The organism is Dysgonomonas sp. HDW5B, assembly GCF_011299335.1.
Classification (GTDB): Bacteria; Bacteroidota; Bacteroidia; order Bacteroidales; family Dysgonomonadaceae; genus Dysgonomonas_A.
Genome location: NZ_CP049858.1, coordinates 950,980 through 967,980, shown reverse-complemented (window position 1 = coordinate 967,980; position 17,001 = coordinate 950,980). Strand labels below are relative to the sequence as shown.

19 protein-coding genes and 1 riboswitch are annotated in these 17,001 nt (G+C 35.8%); of the genes, 13 read left to right on the top strand and 6 right to left on the bottom strand.

The window, feature by feature from the left end:
• Nucleotides 1-267 precede the first annotated feature (267 nt).
• The 5 genes from G7051_RS03930 to G7051_RS03910 all read left to right on the top strand — a co-directional run bounded on the left by G7051_RS03930 (nt 268) and on the right by G7051_RS03910 (nt 4,285).
• Complete coding sequence (locus G7051_RS03930; RefSeq protein ID WP_166111417.1) at nt 268-969, top strand: Crp/Fnr family transcriptional regulator; 702 nt, start codon at nt 268-270, stop codon at nt 967-969.
• Nucleotides 966-2,480 carry a GH3 auxin-responsive promoter family protein gene (locus G7051_RS03925; RefSeq protein ID WP_166198683.1) on the top strand — a complete coding sequence of 505 codons (1,515 nt, stop codon included), beginning with the start codon at nt 966-968 and terminating at the stop codon, nt 2,478-2,480. Before G7051_RS03930 ends, G7051_RS03925 begins: the two co-directional genes overlap by 4 nt.
• A gap of 120 nt (nt 2,481-2,600) precedes the next feature.
• The gene (locus tag G7051_RS03920) at nt 2,601-3,464 is read left to right on the top strand and encodes an outer membrane protein assembly factor BamD (RefSeq protein WP_166111411.1); all 864 of its coding nucleotides are present in this window, start codon (nt 2,601-2,603) and stop codon (nt 3,462-3,464) included.
• A gap of 29 nt (nt 3,465-3,493) precedes the next feature.
• Complete coding sequence (locus G7051_RS03915; protein WP_166111408.1) at nt 3,494-3,826, top strand: DNA-directed RNA polymerase subunit omega; 333 nt, start codon at nt 3,494-3,496, stop codon at nt 3,824-3,826.
• Nucleotides 3,827-4,285: a DUF4293 domain-containing protein gene (locus G7051_RS03910; protein ID WP_166111405.1), complete on the top strand. Its 459-nt coding sequence runs from the start codon at nt 3,827-3,829 to the stop codon at nt 4,283-4,285.
• A gap of 113 nt (nt 4,286-4,398) precedes the next feature.
• Here the strand turns inward: G7051_RS03910 and G7051_RS03905 are convergent, their stop codons facing one another.
• The 3 genes from G7051_RS03905 to G7051_RS03895 form a co-directional block, all read right to left on the bottom strand.
• Nucleotides 4,399-5,043 carry an MBL fold metallo-hydrolase gene (locus G7051_RS03905; RefSeq protein WP_166111402.1) on the bottom strand — a complete coding sequence of 215 codons (645 nt, stop codon included), beginning with the start codon at nt 5,041-5,043 and terminating at the stop codon, nt 4,399-4,401.
• A gap of 109 nt (nt 5,044-5,152) precedes the next feature.
• Complete coding sequence (rsmG, locus tag G7051_RS03900; protein WP_166198681.1) at nt 5,153-5,773, bottom strand: 16S rRNA (guanine(527)-N(7))-methyltransferase RsmG; 621 nt, start codon at nt 5,771-5,773, stop codon at nt 5,153-5,155.
• A 70-nt stretch (nt 5,774-5,843) separates the two neighbouring features.
• Nucleotides 5,844-6,686 (bottom strand): RsiV family protein, encoded by an 843-nt coding sequence (locus tag G7051_RS03895; RefSeq protein ID WP_166198679.1) that lies wholly within the window; start codon nt 6,684-6,686, stop codon nt 5,844-5,846.
• Nucleotides 6,687-6,930: 244 nt separating this feature from the next.
• Between G7051_RS03895 and G7051_RS03890 the strand changes: the two genes are divergently transcribed.
• Nucleotides 6,931-7,368, top strand: a complete 438-nt coding sequence (locus G7051_RS03890) for a hypothetical protein (protein ID WP_166198677.1) — start codon at nt 6,931-6,933, stop codon at nt 7,366-7,368.
• Between the two features lie 4 nt (nt 7,369-7,372).
• Here the strand turns inward: G7051_RS03890 and G7051_RS03885 are convergent, their stop codons facing one another.
• Nucleotides 7,373-7,720, bottom strand: a complete 348-nt coding sequence (locus G7051_RS03885; protein WP_166198676.1) for a hypothetical protein — start codon at nt 7,718-7,720, stop codon at nt 7,373-7,375.
• Between the two features lie 19 nt (nt 7,721-7,739).
• Entirely contained in the window at nt 7,740-8,042 is a 303-nt protein-coding gene (locus tag G7051_RS03880; RefSeq protein ID WP_166111387.1) for a septum formation initiator family protein, read from the bottom strand.
• Between the two features lie 110 nt (nt 8,043-8,152).
• On the opposite strand from G7051_RS03880, the gene xerD reads away from it, so the two are divergent.
• Both xerD and G7051_RS03870 read left to right on the top strand, forming a co-directional pair.
• The gene (gene xerD / locus G7051_RS03875) at nt 8,153-9,085 is read left to right on the top strand and encodes a site-specific tyrosine recombinase XerD (RefSeq protein ID WP_185155003.1); all 933 of its coding nucleotides are present in this window, start codon (nt 8,153-8,155) and stop codon (nt 9,083-9,085) included.
• 130 nt (nt 9,086-9,215) lie between these two features.
• Nucleotides 9,216-9,839 (top strand): inorganic pyrophosphatase, encoded by a 624-nt coding sequence (locus G7051_RS03870; protein WP_166111384.1) that lies wholly within the window; start codon nt 9,216-9,218, stop codon nt 9,837-9,839.
• Between the two features lie 100 nt (nt 9,840-9,939).
• On the opposite strand, the gene eno is transcribed toward G7051_RS03870, so the two are convergent.
• Nucleotides 9,940-11,235 (bottom strand): phosphopyruvate hydratase, encoded by a 1,296-nt coding sequence (gene eno, locus G7051_RS03865; protein WP_166111381.1) that lies wholly within the window; start codon nt 11,233-11,235, stop codon nt 9,940-9,942.
• Nucleotides 11,236-11,466: 231 nt separating this feature from the next.
• Here eno and G7051_RS03860 point away from each other — a divergent pair, with 231 nt between their 5' ends.
• The 5 genes from G7051_RS03860 (at nt 11,467) to G7051_RS03840 (ending at nt 16,936) form a co-directional block, all read left to right on the top strand.
• Nucleotides 11,467-12,327 (top strand): hypothetical protein, encoded by an 861-nt coding sequence (locus G7051_RS03860; protein ID WP_166198674.1) that lies wholly within the window; start codon nt 11,467-11,469, stop codon nt 12,325-12,327.
• Between the two features lie 46 nt (nt 12,328-12,373).
• Nucleotides 12,374-12,582: riboswitch (cobalamin riboswitch) on the top strand.
• A gap of 249 nt (nt 12,583-12,831) precedes the next feature.
• Nucleotides 12,832-14,376, top strand: a complete 1,545-nt coding sequence (locus tag G7051_RS03855) for an acyl-CoA carboxylase subunit beta (RefSeq protein WP_166198672.1) — start codon at nt 12,832-12,834, stop codon at nt 14,374-14,376.
• A gap of 17 nt (nt 14,377-14,393) precedes the next feature.
• Nucleotides 14,394-15,896, top strand: coding sequence for an acetyl/propionyl/methylcrotonyl-CoA carboxylase subunit alpha (locus tag G7051_RS03850; RefSeq protein ID WP_166198670.1), 1,503 nt, complete (start codon nt 14,394-14,396; stop codon nt 15,894-15,896).
• 6 nt (nt 15,897-15,902) lie between these two features.
• A complete protein-coding gene (locus tag G7051_RS03845; RefSeq protein WP_255493309.1) occupies nt 15,903-16,445 on the top strand; it encodes an acetyl-CoA carboxylase biotin carboxyl carrier protein subunit in 543 nt (180 codons plus the stop codon).
• A gap of 77 nt (nt 16,446-16,522) precedes the next feature.
• The gene (locus tag G7051_RS03840) at nt 16,523-16,936 is read left to right on the top strand and encodes a hypothetical protein (RefSeq protein WP_166198668.1); all 414 of its coding nucleotides are present in this window, start codon (nt 16,523-16,525) and stop codon (nt 16,934-16,936) included.
• Nucleotides 16,937-17,001: the final 65 nt, after the last annotated feature.

Here is a 17,001-nt window from a genome sequence, read left to right as displayed (position 1 = left end):
AAAAATAGTTTTTATTATTCCAATATTCAAATTTATTTCTCATTTTCATTTTAGTATTGGTTGATTCTGATGTTAATATTATTAATTTATTGAATATTAATTTATTATTTGTCTGCTTACACGTTTAATCTATGCAGATGATTGCTCTGTGTAATTGCTCTACATATCTTTTATCTTACAAAAAACTCAAATAATGAATAAAAAATATTTATATTTGCTCCTATATTTGGTACTTTAATCTTAGGTACTTAGTAAAAATGGCGTTATATGATAAAAGACAAGGGAGATGTAATCAGCTTTGAAGCTAGCATCCCTGGTATGTGGGCTCTTCTTGAAGAGAATGAACGTGAGCTTGTAAAAGCTTCAGCGAAGATTCTCCACCTCAAAAAAAATGAAATAATTTATTGTGAAGAAGAGATCCCAAAAGATTTGATGTGTCTCCTGAAAGGGAAAGTCAAAATCTTCAAGAACGGGGTTGGTGGACGTAGCCAAATAATCCGGATGATACGACCTGTCCAGAATTTTGGGTATCGGGCTTACTTCGCTAAGGAACCTTATGTGACAAATGCTTCGGCTTTCGAAGCCTCTACGATTTGTCTAATACCTATGGTGCTTATCGAAGAATTGGTTATGGTAAACACCAAACTGGCGAGGTATTTTATAACCGAATTATCTACTGATTTGGGTATTGCCGATGAACGGGTAGTGAGTCTGACTCAAAAACATATTCGTGGAAGGCTGGCCGAATCATTGGTCTTTCTTCTTGAGAACTATGGTCTCGAAGAAGATGGTGCCACTATAAGTATTTATTTATCAAGAGAAGATCTGGCAAATCTGTCAAATATGACTACTTCGAATGCCATCCGTACTTTATCTACATTTGTAGATGAGCATATAATTGCACTGGATGGCCGCAAAATAAAAATAATGGACGAAGATAGGTTGCGAAAAATTAGTAAAATCGGATGATCTCATCTATAGTACACAAATATTTAGATTTTAAGTACAAAGAGGTTGAGCAATTTATTAATAAACCGTTTCTTACACAGGAAAAAATACTTAACTATCTTACCCAGTCAGGTGCTAATACCCTTATTGGAGCTAAATACAATTTCTCATCTATCAAGAATAAAGATGATTTCAGAAAAAAGGTTCCGGTGTTTCATTACGAAGACCTCAAGCCTTATCTGGAGAAAATTCTTATTGATAAGCAGCAGAACGTGTTGTGGAATAAACCTGTTAAGTGGTTTGCCATGTCGTCGGGTACTACCAATGATAAGAGTAAATACATTCCTGTAACACAAGAATCCCTTACGCAAGGTCATTATAAATGCGGGCAACAAATGCTGGCATTGTATGCGAAAAATAATCCCGAAGCTAAATTTTTCTTAGGTAAAACACTTGTGTTGGGTGGGAGTAAACAAGTGAATAATATCGGAGACGGTATTTTTACCGGAGATATTTCTGCCATCTTAATTAAAAATTTGAATTTTCTGGCAAAGTTCAGTAGAACACCGGAGAGTATATCTTTGATTCCCGATTGGGAAACAAAATTACAAAAGCTTGCTGACTATGCAATAAAGAAGGATGTAAGAGCTTTTATGGGCGTTCCTTCATGGCTATTGGTTTTATTGAAGAAAATAACTTCTGATACAGGTCTGGAATTGACCGATTTATGGCCCAACTTAGAAGTGTTTTTTCATGGTGGAGTTAGCTTTACTCCATTTGAGGATCAATACAGAAAATTGATCAAAAAAGATTCGATGGTTTATTGGGAAACCTATAATGCTTCAGAAGGATTTTTTGGTTCTCAATATTCAGGTGATTCAAAGGATATGCTATTAATGCTCGATAATAATATATATTATGAGTTTGTGCCGATGACCGAATGGGATTCCGAGAATCCTGAAACCCTTACCTTAGAGGAGGTGGAGATTGGTCAGAACTATGCAGTACTTATTACTACAAATGGTGGACTTTGGAGGTATATGATTGGCGATACTATCGAATTCACATCTACCGAACCCTATTTATTTAAGATAACAGGTCGTACCAAGCATTTTATAAATGCTTTCGGAGAAGAGGTTATTATCGATAATGCCGAAAGTGCATTGAGTGAAGCTTGTGCGGTAACGGGAGCTCACATTGTTGAGTATACGGCGGCACCCATTTATTTTGGAGATAATTCTGCCGGAGCTCATGAGTGGCTGATCGAATTCGATGTTGAACCTACCGATATTCATTTATTTGGAGTAACTTTGGATAATGCCTTGAAGAAGGTAAATTCGGATTATGAGGCAAAGCGATCTCACAATTTATCCCTAAAAGATCCGGTTGTTCGGGTTTTACCGAAGAACAGTTTCTATAATTGGCTTAAATATAGAGGAAAAGCAGGTGGACAGAATAAAGTTCCCCGATTGTCAAATAATAGAGATTATATAGATAAAATGTTGATTTTCTTGAATATGAGTGGGGTTTGAATTTCTTTTGAGAGATGTGCTGTGTAGGTAAGTATCTCAAAATAACTTAAAAAAAAAACTTTATTTTCAAAATCTAAAAGCTTTACTTAAATTTGTGACTCAAAATCTCATTCTGAACTAATGAAAATAAGAATTCTCTTAGTATTTGTACTTACGCTGTTGGTAGCTACTTCATGTGGCGAATACAACAAAATACTTAAAAGCACCGATTATGAATTGAAGTACACTTACGCAAAGAAGTATTTTGATGAAAAGAAATACGGTAGAGCATCCACTTTGTTGGAGGAGTTGGTTCCAATCTTTAAAGGTACAGCTCATGCAGAAGAATCTCTGTTTTTATTGGCTCAGAGTTTTTTCTACGATAAAGATTATGTGACAGCAACACAGTATTTTAAAGCTTATTATACGACTTATCCAAAAGGGGAGTTTACAGAGTTGGCAAGGTATAATGCAGCTTACGGATTGTATCTGGATATTCCCGATGTAAGATTAGATCAGACTAATACATATAAGTCGATGCAAGAATTCCAAACATTCTTAGAGATATATCCTCAAAGTGATAAAGTACAATTGGTACAGGATTATTTATTTGAGATGCAGGAAAAGTTGGCATTGAAAGAACTTTTGGCATGTCGTTTGTATTATAATTTAGGAAATTACATGGGTAATAATTATGAGTCTTGTGTTGTAACAGCGAGAGAGGCTCTTAAAACGTATCCCTATTCACAATATAACGAAGAATTTCAGATTCTGATTCTGAGATCTCGCCACGAATTGGCATGGAAGAGTGTTGCCGAACGTACAGCCGAACGTTTAAGAGACGTGGTCGATGAGCACTATAACTACTTGAATATGTTTCCCGAAGGGAAGTATAAGAGAGAAGCTAACAGGTACTACAGGCAGGCTGTGAAGGCATTGGATCTTAAAATCGAAGGTCTGACAGATGACGAACTGGAAAACGAAAAGAAATTAGAAGGTAAATAAACATCACATTCATTATAGCGAATAAAGTTATGGATTACAAGAAGACAAATGCACCAAGCAATACAATCACGAGAGATATGATGAGCTTGTCTGCTGATACAGGTAATGTCTACGAAACAGTACGAATTATTGGAAAGAGAGCAAACCAAATAGCTGTGGAAATGAAACAGGATTTGGACAGAAAGCTTCAGGAGTTTGCTTCTTATAGCGATAACTTAGAGGAGGTTTTTGAAAACCGTGAACAAATCGAGATTTCGAGATATTACGAAAAATTGCCGAAAGCAGCTTTAATTGCAGCTCAGGAATATACTGAAGGAAAAGTATATTATAGAAACCCTAATAAGGACAAAGACAATTTCTAAATGATACAACGTATACAATCCGTATATCTATTAATTGCAGCCATTCTTATGGCTGTAGTTGTATGTACACCTCTGGCTGTACTGATTGGAGCATCCGATAGCTTTTATCTTTTTAAAAGCATGGGTGTTTTTGAGAATGGCATAACACTCGTATATCCGTCTTGGGGTATAGCTGTCTGTGCAGTTATAAGTGCTTTGCTTAGTTTTGTTTCCATATTCTTGTTTAAGAAACGAAAACTGCAAATAAAAATGTCTTATGTTTCGATTGTTTTCATTATTCTTTTTTATACTGCATTTGCCGCTTACTTATACACAGGACAGGCAGTATTGGATGCGAAATTCGCTAAAGTTGAATATGGCTTGGCATTACCTGCAATATCATTAATATTAACGGTACTGGCACTGTCTAAAATTAAAGCAGACGAGCGATTGGTTCAGTCATTGAATAGAATCAGATAAGATCAGTTATCGACAGATATATATATATATACAAAAAAGAGATTGCTTATGGCAATCTCTTTTTATTTTAAGGCTAAGCCCTATTTATATCTATAATTTGAAAAAGTAGAAGGTTATCTGACCGCAAAAAACGGATTACTTCTCATTTCCTCTTTGATTGTTGTTGCAGGACCGTGACCGGGATAAACAATTGTCTCGGGAGGTAAGGTAAATAGTTTTTGTCGGATAGCTTCAAGAAGCTGTTCCTGATTTCCTTGCGCTAAATCGGTACGACCGATACTGCCTCTGAACAAAGCATCACCTACTATTACACAATTGCCTTTTTCGCTGTAAAAAGCTACACTGCCGGGTGAATGTCCGGGAACTTCAAGGATGATTAGTTTCTGATTGCCAAATTCAATGGTATCTCCTTCTTTTATATAAGTTCCTATTGCCGGTGCTGACTCTGCATTTGGGAATCCGAACATTCTCATTTGAGCAGGCATCCCTTCCAATAGAAACTCATCAGCCTGATGTGCTTTTGTATGTAGATGGAATTGCTCTAAAATGAAACTGTTTCCAAATACATGGTCAAAATGTAGATGTGTATTTAGCAGATGCTTTACAATTAAGTTATTATCCAGAATAAAGTCGAGTAACTCTTGTTTTTCATCCTGATAAAAAGCTCCGGCATCAATAATAACACATTCTTTTGTGTCGTCATACAATATATATGTATTTTCGGCTATTGGGTTAAATTCAAAAGTCTTAATCTTCATAATCGTGAAATTAAATTCTAAAAATAGAGTAGGTCTTTCTTTTCTAAATTTCTGAAGTTGCATACTAACTTGTCAGCAAGCTTGTATGTCTCATTATATTTATTTTTCCTTATAAAGGAACGTATACTACTTTTTTAGTTTCAAAAAAGTCTTCTTCAAAAAAGTTTTTTAGATCGTCCACCTCTGCATATTTCTTAAACGGGTGAATCTCTCCTTCAAGTTCTCCACCTTTTAAGCAGATAAGTCCGTTAGGTAGAGGATTCTTTTGCTCGTGTGATACGTTTTTGCGGGTAATCTTTATCAGATCTTCTAAGGGCATTACAGCACGACTAACGACAAAATCAAATTTACCTTTTTCTTCCTCTGCCCTGCAATGTCTGAAGCTAATATTTTCCAGACCAATTGCGTTCGATACCTCTGTTGCTACTTTTATTTTCTTGCCGATACTATCTACTAATAAGAAATGAGAATCGGGGAAAAGTATAGCCAATGGTACACCTGGAAATCCACCACCTGTTCCCACATCCAAAATCTGGCTGCCTTTGGTAAAATTAATTACTTTGGCTATTCCTAAGGAGTGTAGAACATGGTGTATGTAGAGGTTCTCTATATCTTTTCTTGAAATTACATTTATCTTAGAGTTCCAATCTAAGTACAAATCGTATAATGCACCAAACTGTTTTTTTTGTAAGTCGGTAAGAGTCGGGAAATATTTTACTAGTATATCCATCAGTACTTAAATGATATGCAATGTTTAATGCTGTTATAACTGTCGTGTCAAATAAATAAAGCCATAGACTTTATTTAGTGATAAGTTGTGAGATTGGAGAGTCGTCTTTCAAAGCGAGATCTATCTCATTGAATGGAATAAAAACTTTGATGGCATCGAGCTTATAAGCCGAATATTCTCCTTTGTTGAATATATAAGTGATTCCCTTAGTATCTAATAAGAAGTTATCATTAGGAGCCATTTCGTCGATACCAAAATATCCTAAATCTTCCAGTTCATTAATGGATTGAACTTTATTCGATTTTATTAAATAATCTTTAAATATAGGGGTCAAAAGCTTCTCATATCCGGGTTTGAAAATATCGTCTTCGGTAATTAGCTTTCCGGTTTTTAGGTTGATTACATAGTTCTTTAGAAATTCATAAGAACTGGCTCCACCTTTGTAGTTAGACTGAGTAACCTGAAATGCAAGAATATCTGCCTGATTAAATTTAATCTGGTTAGATGTTGTTTCATAATAGGAGAAGAACTCTTCCCTGTCGTCATGAGAATCGTTATTTTCAGAGAATATTTTTACATCCTCTTTGTAGTTCTCTATATATGCTTTTCCATAATTTGCGACTGCATCTTTGGGACTGTATAGACCGTATGTTTCATCAAAGAAACAAGATACAAAGATACGCTGCAATGAATCTAAAATAGCTTTATCATCATAAGATACAGGATAGATAAAGGTCAGTTTTAAATTGCATGAAGGCTGAGTAGAGTCATTGTCCCAGTGATAGTTTTGTACAGAATGGATTGTGTCAAATTCAATAATATTATCACGAGTTGGTGTTTTCTTCGTATTACAAGAAAACAAAGACATTGCAATTGCGCACAATATCGCTAAATAGATGTTGATCTGTTTCATAAGACTTTTATAAATCTATGTGCAAATGTACCAATAAAATTAGACTAATCTAGTTAAAAAGACCGATTTTAGAAAGCTTAATTTTCTGCTTTTTGTGAGATAGGAGAGGTGCATTTGATTATCTTATTATTGTGTATCTTCCTTTTATTGGAAGTCTTATATAGTGTTAATTATATTGTCTTGTTGTAAAAGAATAACTATTTTAGAACAATATTTAATACTATTTATTCACACCACCTATCTGATGGAAAAGAGATTTCTTAATTCTAGGTTTGCTTGCTCTTTGGGGATATTATTATCCTTGGTTCTAAGTCTGAGGGGACAGAATGTGGAGGTTTCTAAAAATTGGTTGAAAGAGGAACGAAAGCTACAGTTAAAAACGAATGTTATATTGGAGACGGAATACCTAAAGATATCTCCTAAGGAAGATCGGTACGCTAATTATAAAACTCTTTATGAAGTAGGTAAAGAAAAATATTCGATTGACTACTTGAATGCGTCAATTAAAGAAGAGCTTAAGTATATGCCGATTGGTTCACCTCCACCATCGCATAGTGGTGCTGCAGTAATAATTGGAGGATTGAATCTAAGTAATCCGAAAGCATGGTTTACTGCTGCTAAGTTCAAGAAGCGGAAACGGAAAATGCTACAAATAACAAACTATGTTTACTCTATAGATTGAGGATTTATTCCTTGTCTTTTTTTTCCTTTTCGTATTCTCTCGAAAGCATAAATGTAGTATATAAGAGAAGAAATGCTGCTGCGAGCATCGAAATAACCCATTCATTCTTTTGTACAAACATTAAATAGGTGCTTATTGCCATAAATGCAATACCAAATATCTGAATGCTGAATAAACGTTTTCCTCTTAAACTTTTACCCGGATAGGGAGTTGTGAAAGTTACAGCTGCAAAACCGAGTACTCCTATAGCCATTATGTATGCAGCAACTACCGGATTGAACAGGTAAGATATTGCAGCAGCAAGAATAAGTAAGGCCGAGAGTTTAAATATAAAATCTTTGGGTTTGTTCATAAATTATACTTCTGTAAAATTATTCGATGATAAATACTTCTTCGTTTTCCTGTTTCATCAAATAATTTTCTCTTGCAAATTTTTCGATATTGTCTTTATCTGAACGTAATTCATTTAATTTACGTTTGTCAGTTTCTGTTTTTTCTTGATAATATTCGATTTGATTTTTCAAATCCCGGATTTCAAGATCGTAACCGAAACGCGAAAAAATATTGCTATCTCCTATAACAAAACAACAGATCATCAGAACGGCAATTATAGCCAACTGTATTTTACTGAATTTCCGCAGGATGTATCTTCCGATTCTTTTTAATTGTTCCATGTCTGAATGATTTGAAAAGTCAAGATTATACAAATATAAAGATATTTAATCAGATGATAGATAAATAGGTGTATTTTTGTATAAGCGAGGTATAAGATCTCGTTTAAGGAATGAAGCTTATGGTATCTCTAGAAGACATAAATAAATCGGCAAATATAGTATCGAAGTATAAATCGTATTTGCTATTAGAGAAAGCACTTTCGCCGAACTCTATAGAAGCATATCTGGATGATCTTACGAAGCTGCTAAAATATTTCGAAACAGAAGATTTGAAATTGCAGCAAATCCGTCTTGAAGATCTTCAGCAATTTGTAACTCAATTGTATGATTTGGGAATTAATGCCCGTTCTGTCGCACGGATATTATCGGGCGTGAGGTCTTTCTTTAACTTTTTGATTTTAGATGGCTATATCCAGAATGATCCGACAGAGTTGTTGGAAACACCTAAGATTGGACTTAAGCTTCCTGTGGTTTTGAGTCTTCAGGAAATAGAAAATATTATATCCATAATAGATCTTTCGACAAAAGAAGGGCAGCGTAATCGTGCTATAATTGAAGTGCTTTATAGTTGCGGACTACGTATTTCGGAATTGACTAATCTTAAATTTTCCGATTTATTTCTTGATGATGGTTTTATTCGTGTCGAAGGTAAAGGAAGTAAACAGCGTTTGGTGCCTATCTCACATACGGCAATTAAAGAAATTGGTAATTATTTGCTTGACCGAAAACATATTGATGTGAAAAAAGGATCCGAAGATATGGTGTTTCTCAGTAAAAGAGGTACTCCTATATCTCGCATTATGGTATTTCACTTTATAAAGCAATATGCAGATCAGGCAGGAATCAAAAAAAATATAAGTCCCCATACTTTCCGGCATTCATTCGCCACTCATTTATTGGAGGGCGGTGCAAACATAAGGGCGATACAACAAATGTTGGGACACGAAAAAATAACGACTACTGAAATTTATACTCATATGGATCGTGAGTACCTTCGTCAGGAGATAATTGAGCATCATCCACGAAATATGGATAAACGATAATTCTTTCCTTTTGTAAAAAGAATAATGATAACACATAATAAAAAGAAGAAAATATAGTTTCTATATTTGAAATATACTGATGTATTTTTTTACTTTTGATAAAGCAGAACGAATAAATTCATATAATAGAATGATTAAAAAATATAAATCGCACCCCTGGCATGGTATCTCTCTGGGAAATGCCGCTCCCGAAGTAGTAAGAACATTTATAGAAATTGTTCCGACCGATACTGTAAAATATGAGGTGGATAAGCAGACGGGATATTTATGTATAGACCGTCCTCAGAAATATTCGAATATCATACCTGCTTTATATGGATTTTTACCTCAGACTATAAGTGGTCCTCGGGTGGCAGAACTGAGTAATGTGAGGCTTGACCGAACCGATATAGTCGGAGATAATGACCCTATAGATATTTGTGTATTGACCGAGAAAGATATTACACATGGAGATATTATTGTAAATGCACGTCCAATAGGAGGCTTTCGTCTGATAGATCACGGGCAAGCCGATGATAAATTGATTGCGGTTCTTGATAATGATGCCATTTATAGCTCATATCGTGATATCAGTGATGTACCTTTTGCTGTAATAGATCGTTTGAAGCATTACTTTACTACCTACAAAGATATTCCGGGGGATACCGAGCGTAAATGTGTTTTGACGCATGTGTATAATGTAGATGTTGCCTACGAAGTAATAAGGCGTTCGATAGATGATTATAACGAGTATTTTAGTGTCTGTGGCATATGATAAAGCTCTAGCGTCTTTTTATCAAAGAGAATAAAAAATAAAGAAGCCGATATTCATTTGAATATCGGCTTCTTCTATATATAAGAATAAGAATTACTTCTTATTTTTTGCGTTGTACACGTTTGTAACCATATACAGCTTTGTCACCCAATTCTTCTTCGATACGAAGTAGTTGGTTGTATTTAGCCATACGGTCAGAACGGCTCAAAGAACCAGTTTTGATTTGTCCTGAATTAGTTGCAACTGCGATGTCGGCAATTGTAGCATCTTCAGTTTCACCCGAACGGTGAGAAGTTACCGAAGTGTAACCTGCACGGTGAGCCATTTCGATAGCATCCAATGTTTCAGTAAGAGAACCGATTTGGTTAACTTTGATAAGGATTGAGTTAGCACAACCTAGTTCGATACCTTTTTTCAAGAAATCAACGTTAGTTACAAACAAGTCGTCTCCAACAAGTTGTACTTTGTCGCCGATAGCATCAGTAAGGTTTTTCCATCCGTCCCAATCGTTTTCGTCCATACCGTCTTCGATAGAATCGATAGGGTATTTTTCAGAAAGTTCTTTCAAGAAAGCAGCTTGTTCAGCAGAAGTACGTTTTGCTGCGTTAGGACCTTCAAATTTAGTGTAATCGTAAACTTTAGCAGTTTTATCGAAGAATTCAGAAGCAGCACAGTCAAGAGCGATAGTTACGTCTTTAGCTGGCTCATATCCTGCAGCCTTGATAGCTTTAAGGATCGATTCAAGAGCATCTTCAGTACCGTTTAATTTAGGAGCAAAACCACCTTCGTCACCAACAGCAGTACTAAGACCTCTGCTTTTGAATTCTTTTGCAAGAGCGTGGAAAATTTCAGCACCCATTCTCAAACCTTCTTTGAAAGAAGCAGCACCAACCGGACGAATCATAAACTCTTGGAATGCGATAGGAGCATCAGAGTGAGATCCACCATTGATGATGTTCATCATAGGTACAGGAAGAGTATACGTATTAGTACCACCAATATAACGGTACAATGGAATATCTAGAGCATTGGCAGCAGCTTTAGCAACAGCTAAAGAAACACCAAGAATAGCGTTAGCACCCAATTTAGATTTAGTAGGAGTTCCGTCAAGAGCGATCATTTTAAGGTCAACACCTCTTTGATCCAAAGCACAGTCTCCAATAAGTGCAGGAGCGATAACAGTGTTTACGTTCGCTACAGCTTTTTGTACACCTTTACCTAAGTATCTTTTTTTGTCTCCATCACGAAGTTCAAGAGCTTCATGCTCTCCTGTAGATGCTCCTGAAGGAACAGCAGCACGTCCAAATGCACCACACTCTAGTGTTACGTCAACTTCGATTGTTGGATTTCCTCTTGAGTCCAAGATTTCACGTCCGAAAATACGTTCGATTCTCATGTTTGTTTATTTTAGTTTGAATAAATAATATGTCCTAAATTTTACTTTTCGCGTTTGCGTAACAAAAATACGTCTTTTTTTCGTTTATTGAAATACTTTTGTAGTCTAAAATGCTTTTTAAGGTCTCAGACCTTTTTTATTGCTTTGGTAAGCATAAGTGCAACTAACAGTTATACTTAAATAATGTTGCCTTATGTGTTTGTTATAACTGATAATAACTTTAGTATGGTAATGAGAAAAATAATAGTACTGATATTAGCGTGTGTCTCTGTAGTAGCCTGTAAGGAGTCTCCGAAAACAGTGAACGAAAGTGATTCTTTAGTTGCAGCGGATACTGTTGTTACTAATGACAGTATTGCTGATTCCGATTCCATAGATAGTATGGAGTGGATAGATGAAGAGCTTTATCCTAAGAGTAAAGGCTTACCTTTGTTTGTATTAACAACAGGTATTTTTCATGAAGATGAAACATCTCCCGAAATGATACATAAAGGATGGTTTGGTATCTTTCAAGATAGAGGGAAATATTACATTGCACCTACTACGCTCACCATTCAAAAAGCTTTTGATGTTATATCGGATGAAGAGGCAGATGAGCATAACTCTTCGAAATGGACAGGCTGGGAGGTTAAAACTTCTCATATCGACACTTCTTTGGTTTTGATAAGTAGCTCGTCACGTTTATCATCCCACGATATAAAGACAATCCCTCTTGAAAAAGACTTTGTAGAACCGAATGGGAAAATAATATTTACTTATAATGGCTCATCTTATACCCTATATTCGACGGCTGATTTAGTACCTTCTGAATATAATAAAAATGAGATGTCTATACGAAACTATAAATTATATCTCAGAGGATATAAAGAGGGTAAAGAAATAAATCAATTATTGGCTGCTACCTCTTATTTTGATGATGCTATGTTTGAAATTCTTCTCATTGGTGATATTGATAATGATGGCTTTCCAGATTTGGTCTTAAATACGACATATCATTATAATCTTTATAGACCAACGGTTTATCTTTCGTCATTTGCCGACAAAGATCAATTAGTCAAAGTCGTAGGTTTGCATGAAAGTGTTGGCTGCTGAAGCAAAAAAGAAGTCAAGAAAAGATATAGATAAAATAAATCACTTATATTTGTTGCATAGTTTTGGTGTTATTCGGTCACATTGCTGAAAGAATAATGAAAAGGGAATCCTGTGAAAATCGGGAACAGACCCGCTGCTGTAAGCTTCGCCAACAGTTCTCGAACAATACTCTATACCACTGTTTCTTAATATGAAACGGGAAGGATGTTCAGGATGAAGTAAGTCAGAAGACCTGCCAAAATAAATGAATTCGGATGCTTTCGGGAAACAAAGCAAAGAATCTTAACTATAGATGTTTACGATTGGTAAATATTCTGTCATTATTTTTACATATTGTCATTTTATGGGGTAGAAGAGAATTATAATTTTTCTTTTTTATAACTTGTACCGCTAATTTTGGATAAAACAGAGTAAAGTTAAGCAGTAAGATATTGTATTGATTTAATAGTAAAGATATTAGTAGATAAAAATATTAAATAGGTCTTAGACCTTTATAGTAATAAAATGAGAAAAATTTACGAACAATTTGTAGCTCGCGAAAAGCTATTAAATAAACAGTATGGTGAAGCATACTATAAAAGACAACATCAGCGAGGAAAGTTAACTGCCCGCGAACGTATTCTGTTATTGTTCGATGAAGGAACATTCGAAGAAACAGATGCTTATACACCTCCTGTAGGAGGCGGCTCGTTTGGCAAATCGGTTGAAGCTTTAGGTGATGGAGTAGTTACCGGATACGGATCTGTAAACGGAAGATTGGTTTATGCCTACTCACAAGATTTTAGTGTATTAGGAGGCTCATTGGGCATTTCTCATGCTGCTAAAATTGTAAAAATACAGGATATGGCTCTCAAAACCGGAGCACCTGTTGTCGGACTTATTGATTCGGGTGGTGCCCGTATTCAAGAGGGTGTAAGCAGTTTGAATGGTTATGCTGATATATTCAAACGGAATGTAATGTCATCGGGAGTAATCCCTCAGATTTCGGTAATAATGGGACCTGCTGCCGGTGGAGCAGTATATTCTCCTGCTCTTACCGATTTTATATTTATGACTGCCGATACAAGTTATATGTTTGTAACAGGTCCTAATGTAGTGAAAGAAGTTTTGAATGAAACGGTGTCTACCGAAGATTTAGGGGGTGCATCTGTTCACGGAACTAAATCGGGTGTTGCAGACTTTGTTTACAATGACGATGAAAATACGATCTTGGGAGTAAAGAAACTTCTTTCTTATCTGCCATCCAATAATATGGAGAATCCTCCACTGATACAATCGGAAGATCCTGTCAGCAGGGTAGAGGAGAGCTTGAGAAATATCGTACCCGATGATCCCGATAAACCATATGATGTAAAAGATATTGTAAAGCTGATTGTTGATAAAGGCGATTTTTTGGAAGTTGCCGAAAACCATGCAGCCAATATATTTACAGCATTTGCCCGTCTGGATGGTCAGGTGGTAGGTATTGTAGCCAATCAACCTAAAGTAATGGCTGGTACATTAGATATTGACTCGTCTGTAAAAGCAGCTCGTTTTATCAATATCTGTGATTCGTTTAATATACCTATTATAACACTGGAGGATGTTCCCGGATTTTTACCCGGAACAGATCAGGAGCACGATGGTATTATTCGTCATGGAGCGAAATTACTATACGCATATACTTATGCAACAGTTCCCAAGATTACTGTAATCTTGCGTAAAGCTTACGGAGGTGCATATATCGTAATGAATAGCAAAGGTATTGGTGGTGATTTTAGTTTTGCATGGCCTACAGCGGAAATTGCAGTAATGGGACCCGATGGGGCAATTGCTATCCTTTACAGAAAAGAGTTGAGCGAATCGGAAAATCCGGTGGTGCTTAAAAAGGAACTGACTCAGAAATACAGGGAAGAGGTAACCAATCCTTATATTGCTGATGAAAAAGGATTTGTAGATGAGGTTATTGATCCGGCTCTGACTCGCCATAAAATAATCAGATCTTTAAAGACTCTCGAAAGAAAGACCGAATATAAGCCAAAACGCAAACATGGCAATATGCCTCTTTAATTTGGATAAGAATCAAGATGAAACAAAAGAATAAGATAAAATCAATATTAATAGCCAATCGTGGTGAAATAGCTATTCGCATAGCCAAGACTGCTAAAATAATGGGGATTACTGCGGTGGGGATTCGCACACTCAAAGAGCCCAATGCACTTTATTTGTCGTCAGTAGATAAAGTTGTCGATTTTCCCGATATAGATAATGGCGGTATTCCCGAATTTCTGGATATAGAATCATTGGTGTTATTAGCCAAAAGAAATCATATCGATGCTATTCATCCGGGATATGGTTATCTGTCTGAAAATGCACAGTTTGCAACTCGCTGTACCGAAGAAGGTATTGTATTTATAGGACCTTCGCCCCGTATTATTCAAAATATGGGTGATAAGGTAATTGCCAAAGAAATAGCTGCAAAAAATAATGTTCCTATGTTGGGTGGAAGCAATGGAAGTGTTGATACACTAGAAGAAGCATTGGATGTTGCCGAAAAGATAGGTTTTCCACTTATCATAAAAGCTTCTGCCGGAGGTGGTGGACGTGGTATGCGTGTGGTTTATAAGAAATCGGAAATGAAGCAGATGTATTTCTCAGCTTCATCTGAAGCCCAAAATGCATTTAATAATCCGTCGGTATTTATTGAGCGTTTTTTGGAGAATCCCAAACATATCGAATTTCAGATAGTGGGTGATTCACACGGAAATGTAATCCATCTCGGAGAACGTGAATGTTCTGTACAACGCAAACATCAAAAACTGTTGGAAGAAGCTCCATCGCCTGCTCTATCCGAAGAACTTCGTGAAAAAATGGCTACCGCTGCCGTTTCTCTAGCGAAAGGTGCAGGATATACCAGTCTGGGAACTGTTGAGTTTTTACTTGATAAGCAAGGCAATTTCTTCTTTATGGAAATGAATACCCGTGTTCAGGTAGAACATCCTGTTACGGAAATGATAACAGGGCTTGATTTGATCGAATTGCAGATACGAATAGCCAATGGCGAAAAATTACCAATCAGTCAAGAAGATGTAAAACTAAACGGTTGGGCTATCGAATGTCGTATCAATGCAGAAGATGTACAATCGGGATTTTCACCCTGTACCGGAATTATTAAAGGATTAAGAACTCCCGAAGGAGAAGGTGTCAGAGTAGACAAAGGAGTCGTAGCAGGTTCTGAAATTACTCCCTATTTCGATTCGATGGTTGCTAAATTGATTGTACATGCTAAAGACCGTCCGACAGTTATCGAAAATACATTGAAGGCGTTGAACGATTTTCATATTAAGGGAATTAAAACAACTATTCCTTTCTGTAAAGCTGTTCTGCATAATGAAGTTTTCAAAGGTGGAAGTTTTGATACCTCATTTATTGAAAAGGATATGGATTCTCTTGTTTTTCATGAAAAAGATGAAGCTCTTTTTGCTGCTTTATTAGCTATCTCGAATTATCGAAAAGAGAATGAGCCAATCAAAGAAGAAAAGCAAGTGTTGGATATGTGGTCTTTGAGAAACAGAATTAATAATATGTAATCCGGAATGATAATGAACAAGCAAAATACAACTCAAAAACAATTGGTTGCTCTGGATTTAGATAATTCTAAAGAATATGGGTTTAAGATTGGAGAAAACAATACATATACAATCGGCGATAAAAAGCTAAACGCATACATGGAAGAAACTCCCGATGGATTTACTTTTATGAATGTCAATGGTGTAAGTTATCCCGTAGAAATAGTTGCTCAGAAGCAAAACGAATACGAGATTCTGATCAATGGTATCAGTTATTGTTTTTCGGTAGAGACTCCATTCTCATTGCAGAGAAGAAAAGTATTGAGTTCGCAGGCTAGTGAGTCTTCTACAATTTTACTTAAAGCACCTATGCCCGGTAAAATATTGGATGTACTGGTGAAAACAGGCGATACAGTAAAAGCCGGCGATACTTTAGTAATCTTGGAAGCAATGAAGATGCAGAATGCTATCTTGGCAAGTACTAAAGCCATTGTAAAGAAAGTCGTTGTGAAAGTAGGTGATACTACGAGCAAAAGCGACCTACTTATAGAATTGGAAAAAGATAATTAAAGGAACTAAAATATGGGAGGGATTTTCCTTCCATATTTTTTTGATTCAGAACTTTAACCTTGATTAAACTATTGGTCATGAAAACGAATGTATTAGTTGTAATCTTATTTATTTTTTGCTTGAACGGATATTCTCAGGATTATCTCGTTTATAAGGGGAGTTCTTCATCACCCTTCGATGTAAAATATACATTAGAATCCACAACAAGCGGAGGGTACAAAGTATACAAAGGGAAATCTAAGTCTATTAGTGATTTTAGATTCACTGTAGAAAAAAAACATAATGGATTTAGAGTGTATGATGGAAGTTCTACATTTTCCTCAGATTTGTTATATACAGTAAAAACTAATGAAAAAGGGTTTAAGGTATATGATGAGGATTCGTTTAACCTAGTCTATACAATAGAAGCTGAAGAAGAAGGTTATAAGGTATACAAAGGAAATTCAACTTCCTTTTCAGATCTGAAATATACGATTCGGAAAAAAGAATAGGACCCAACAAAATAATGCGTTTTTTTGGACGAAATACTATATATTCTGTTTATAGTAAATGGTTT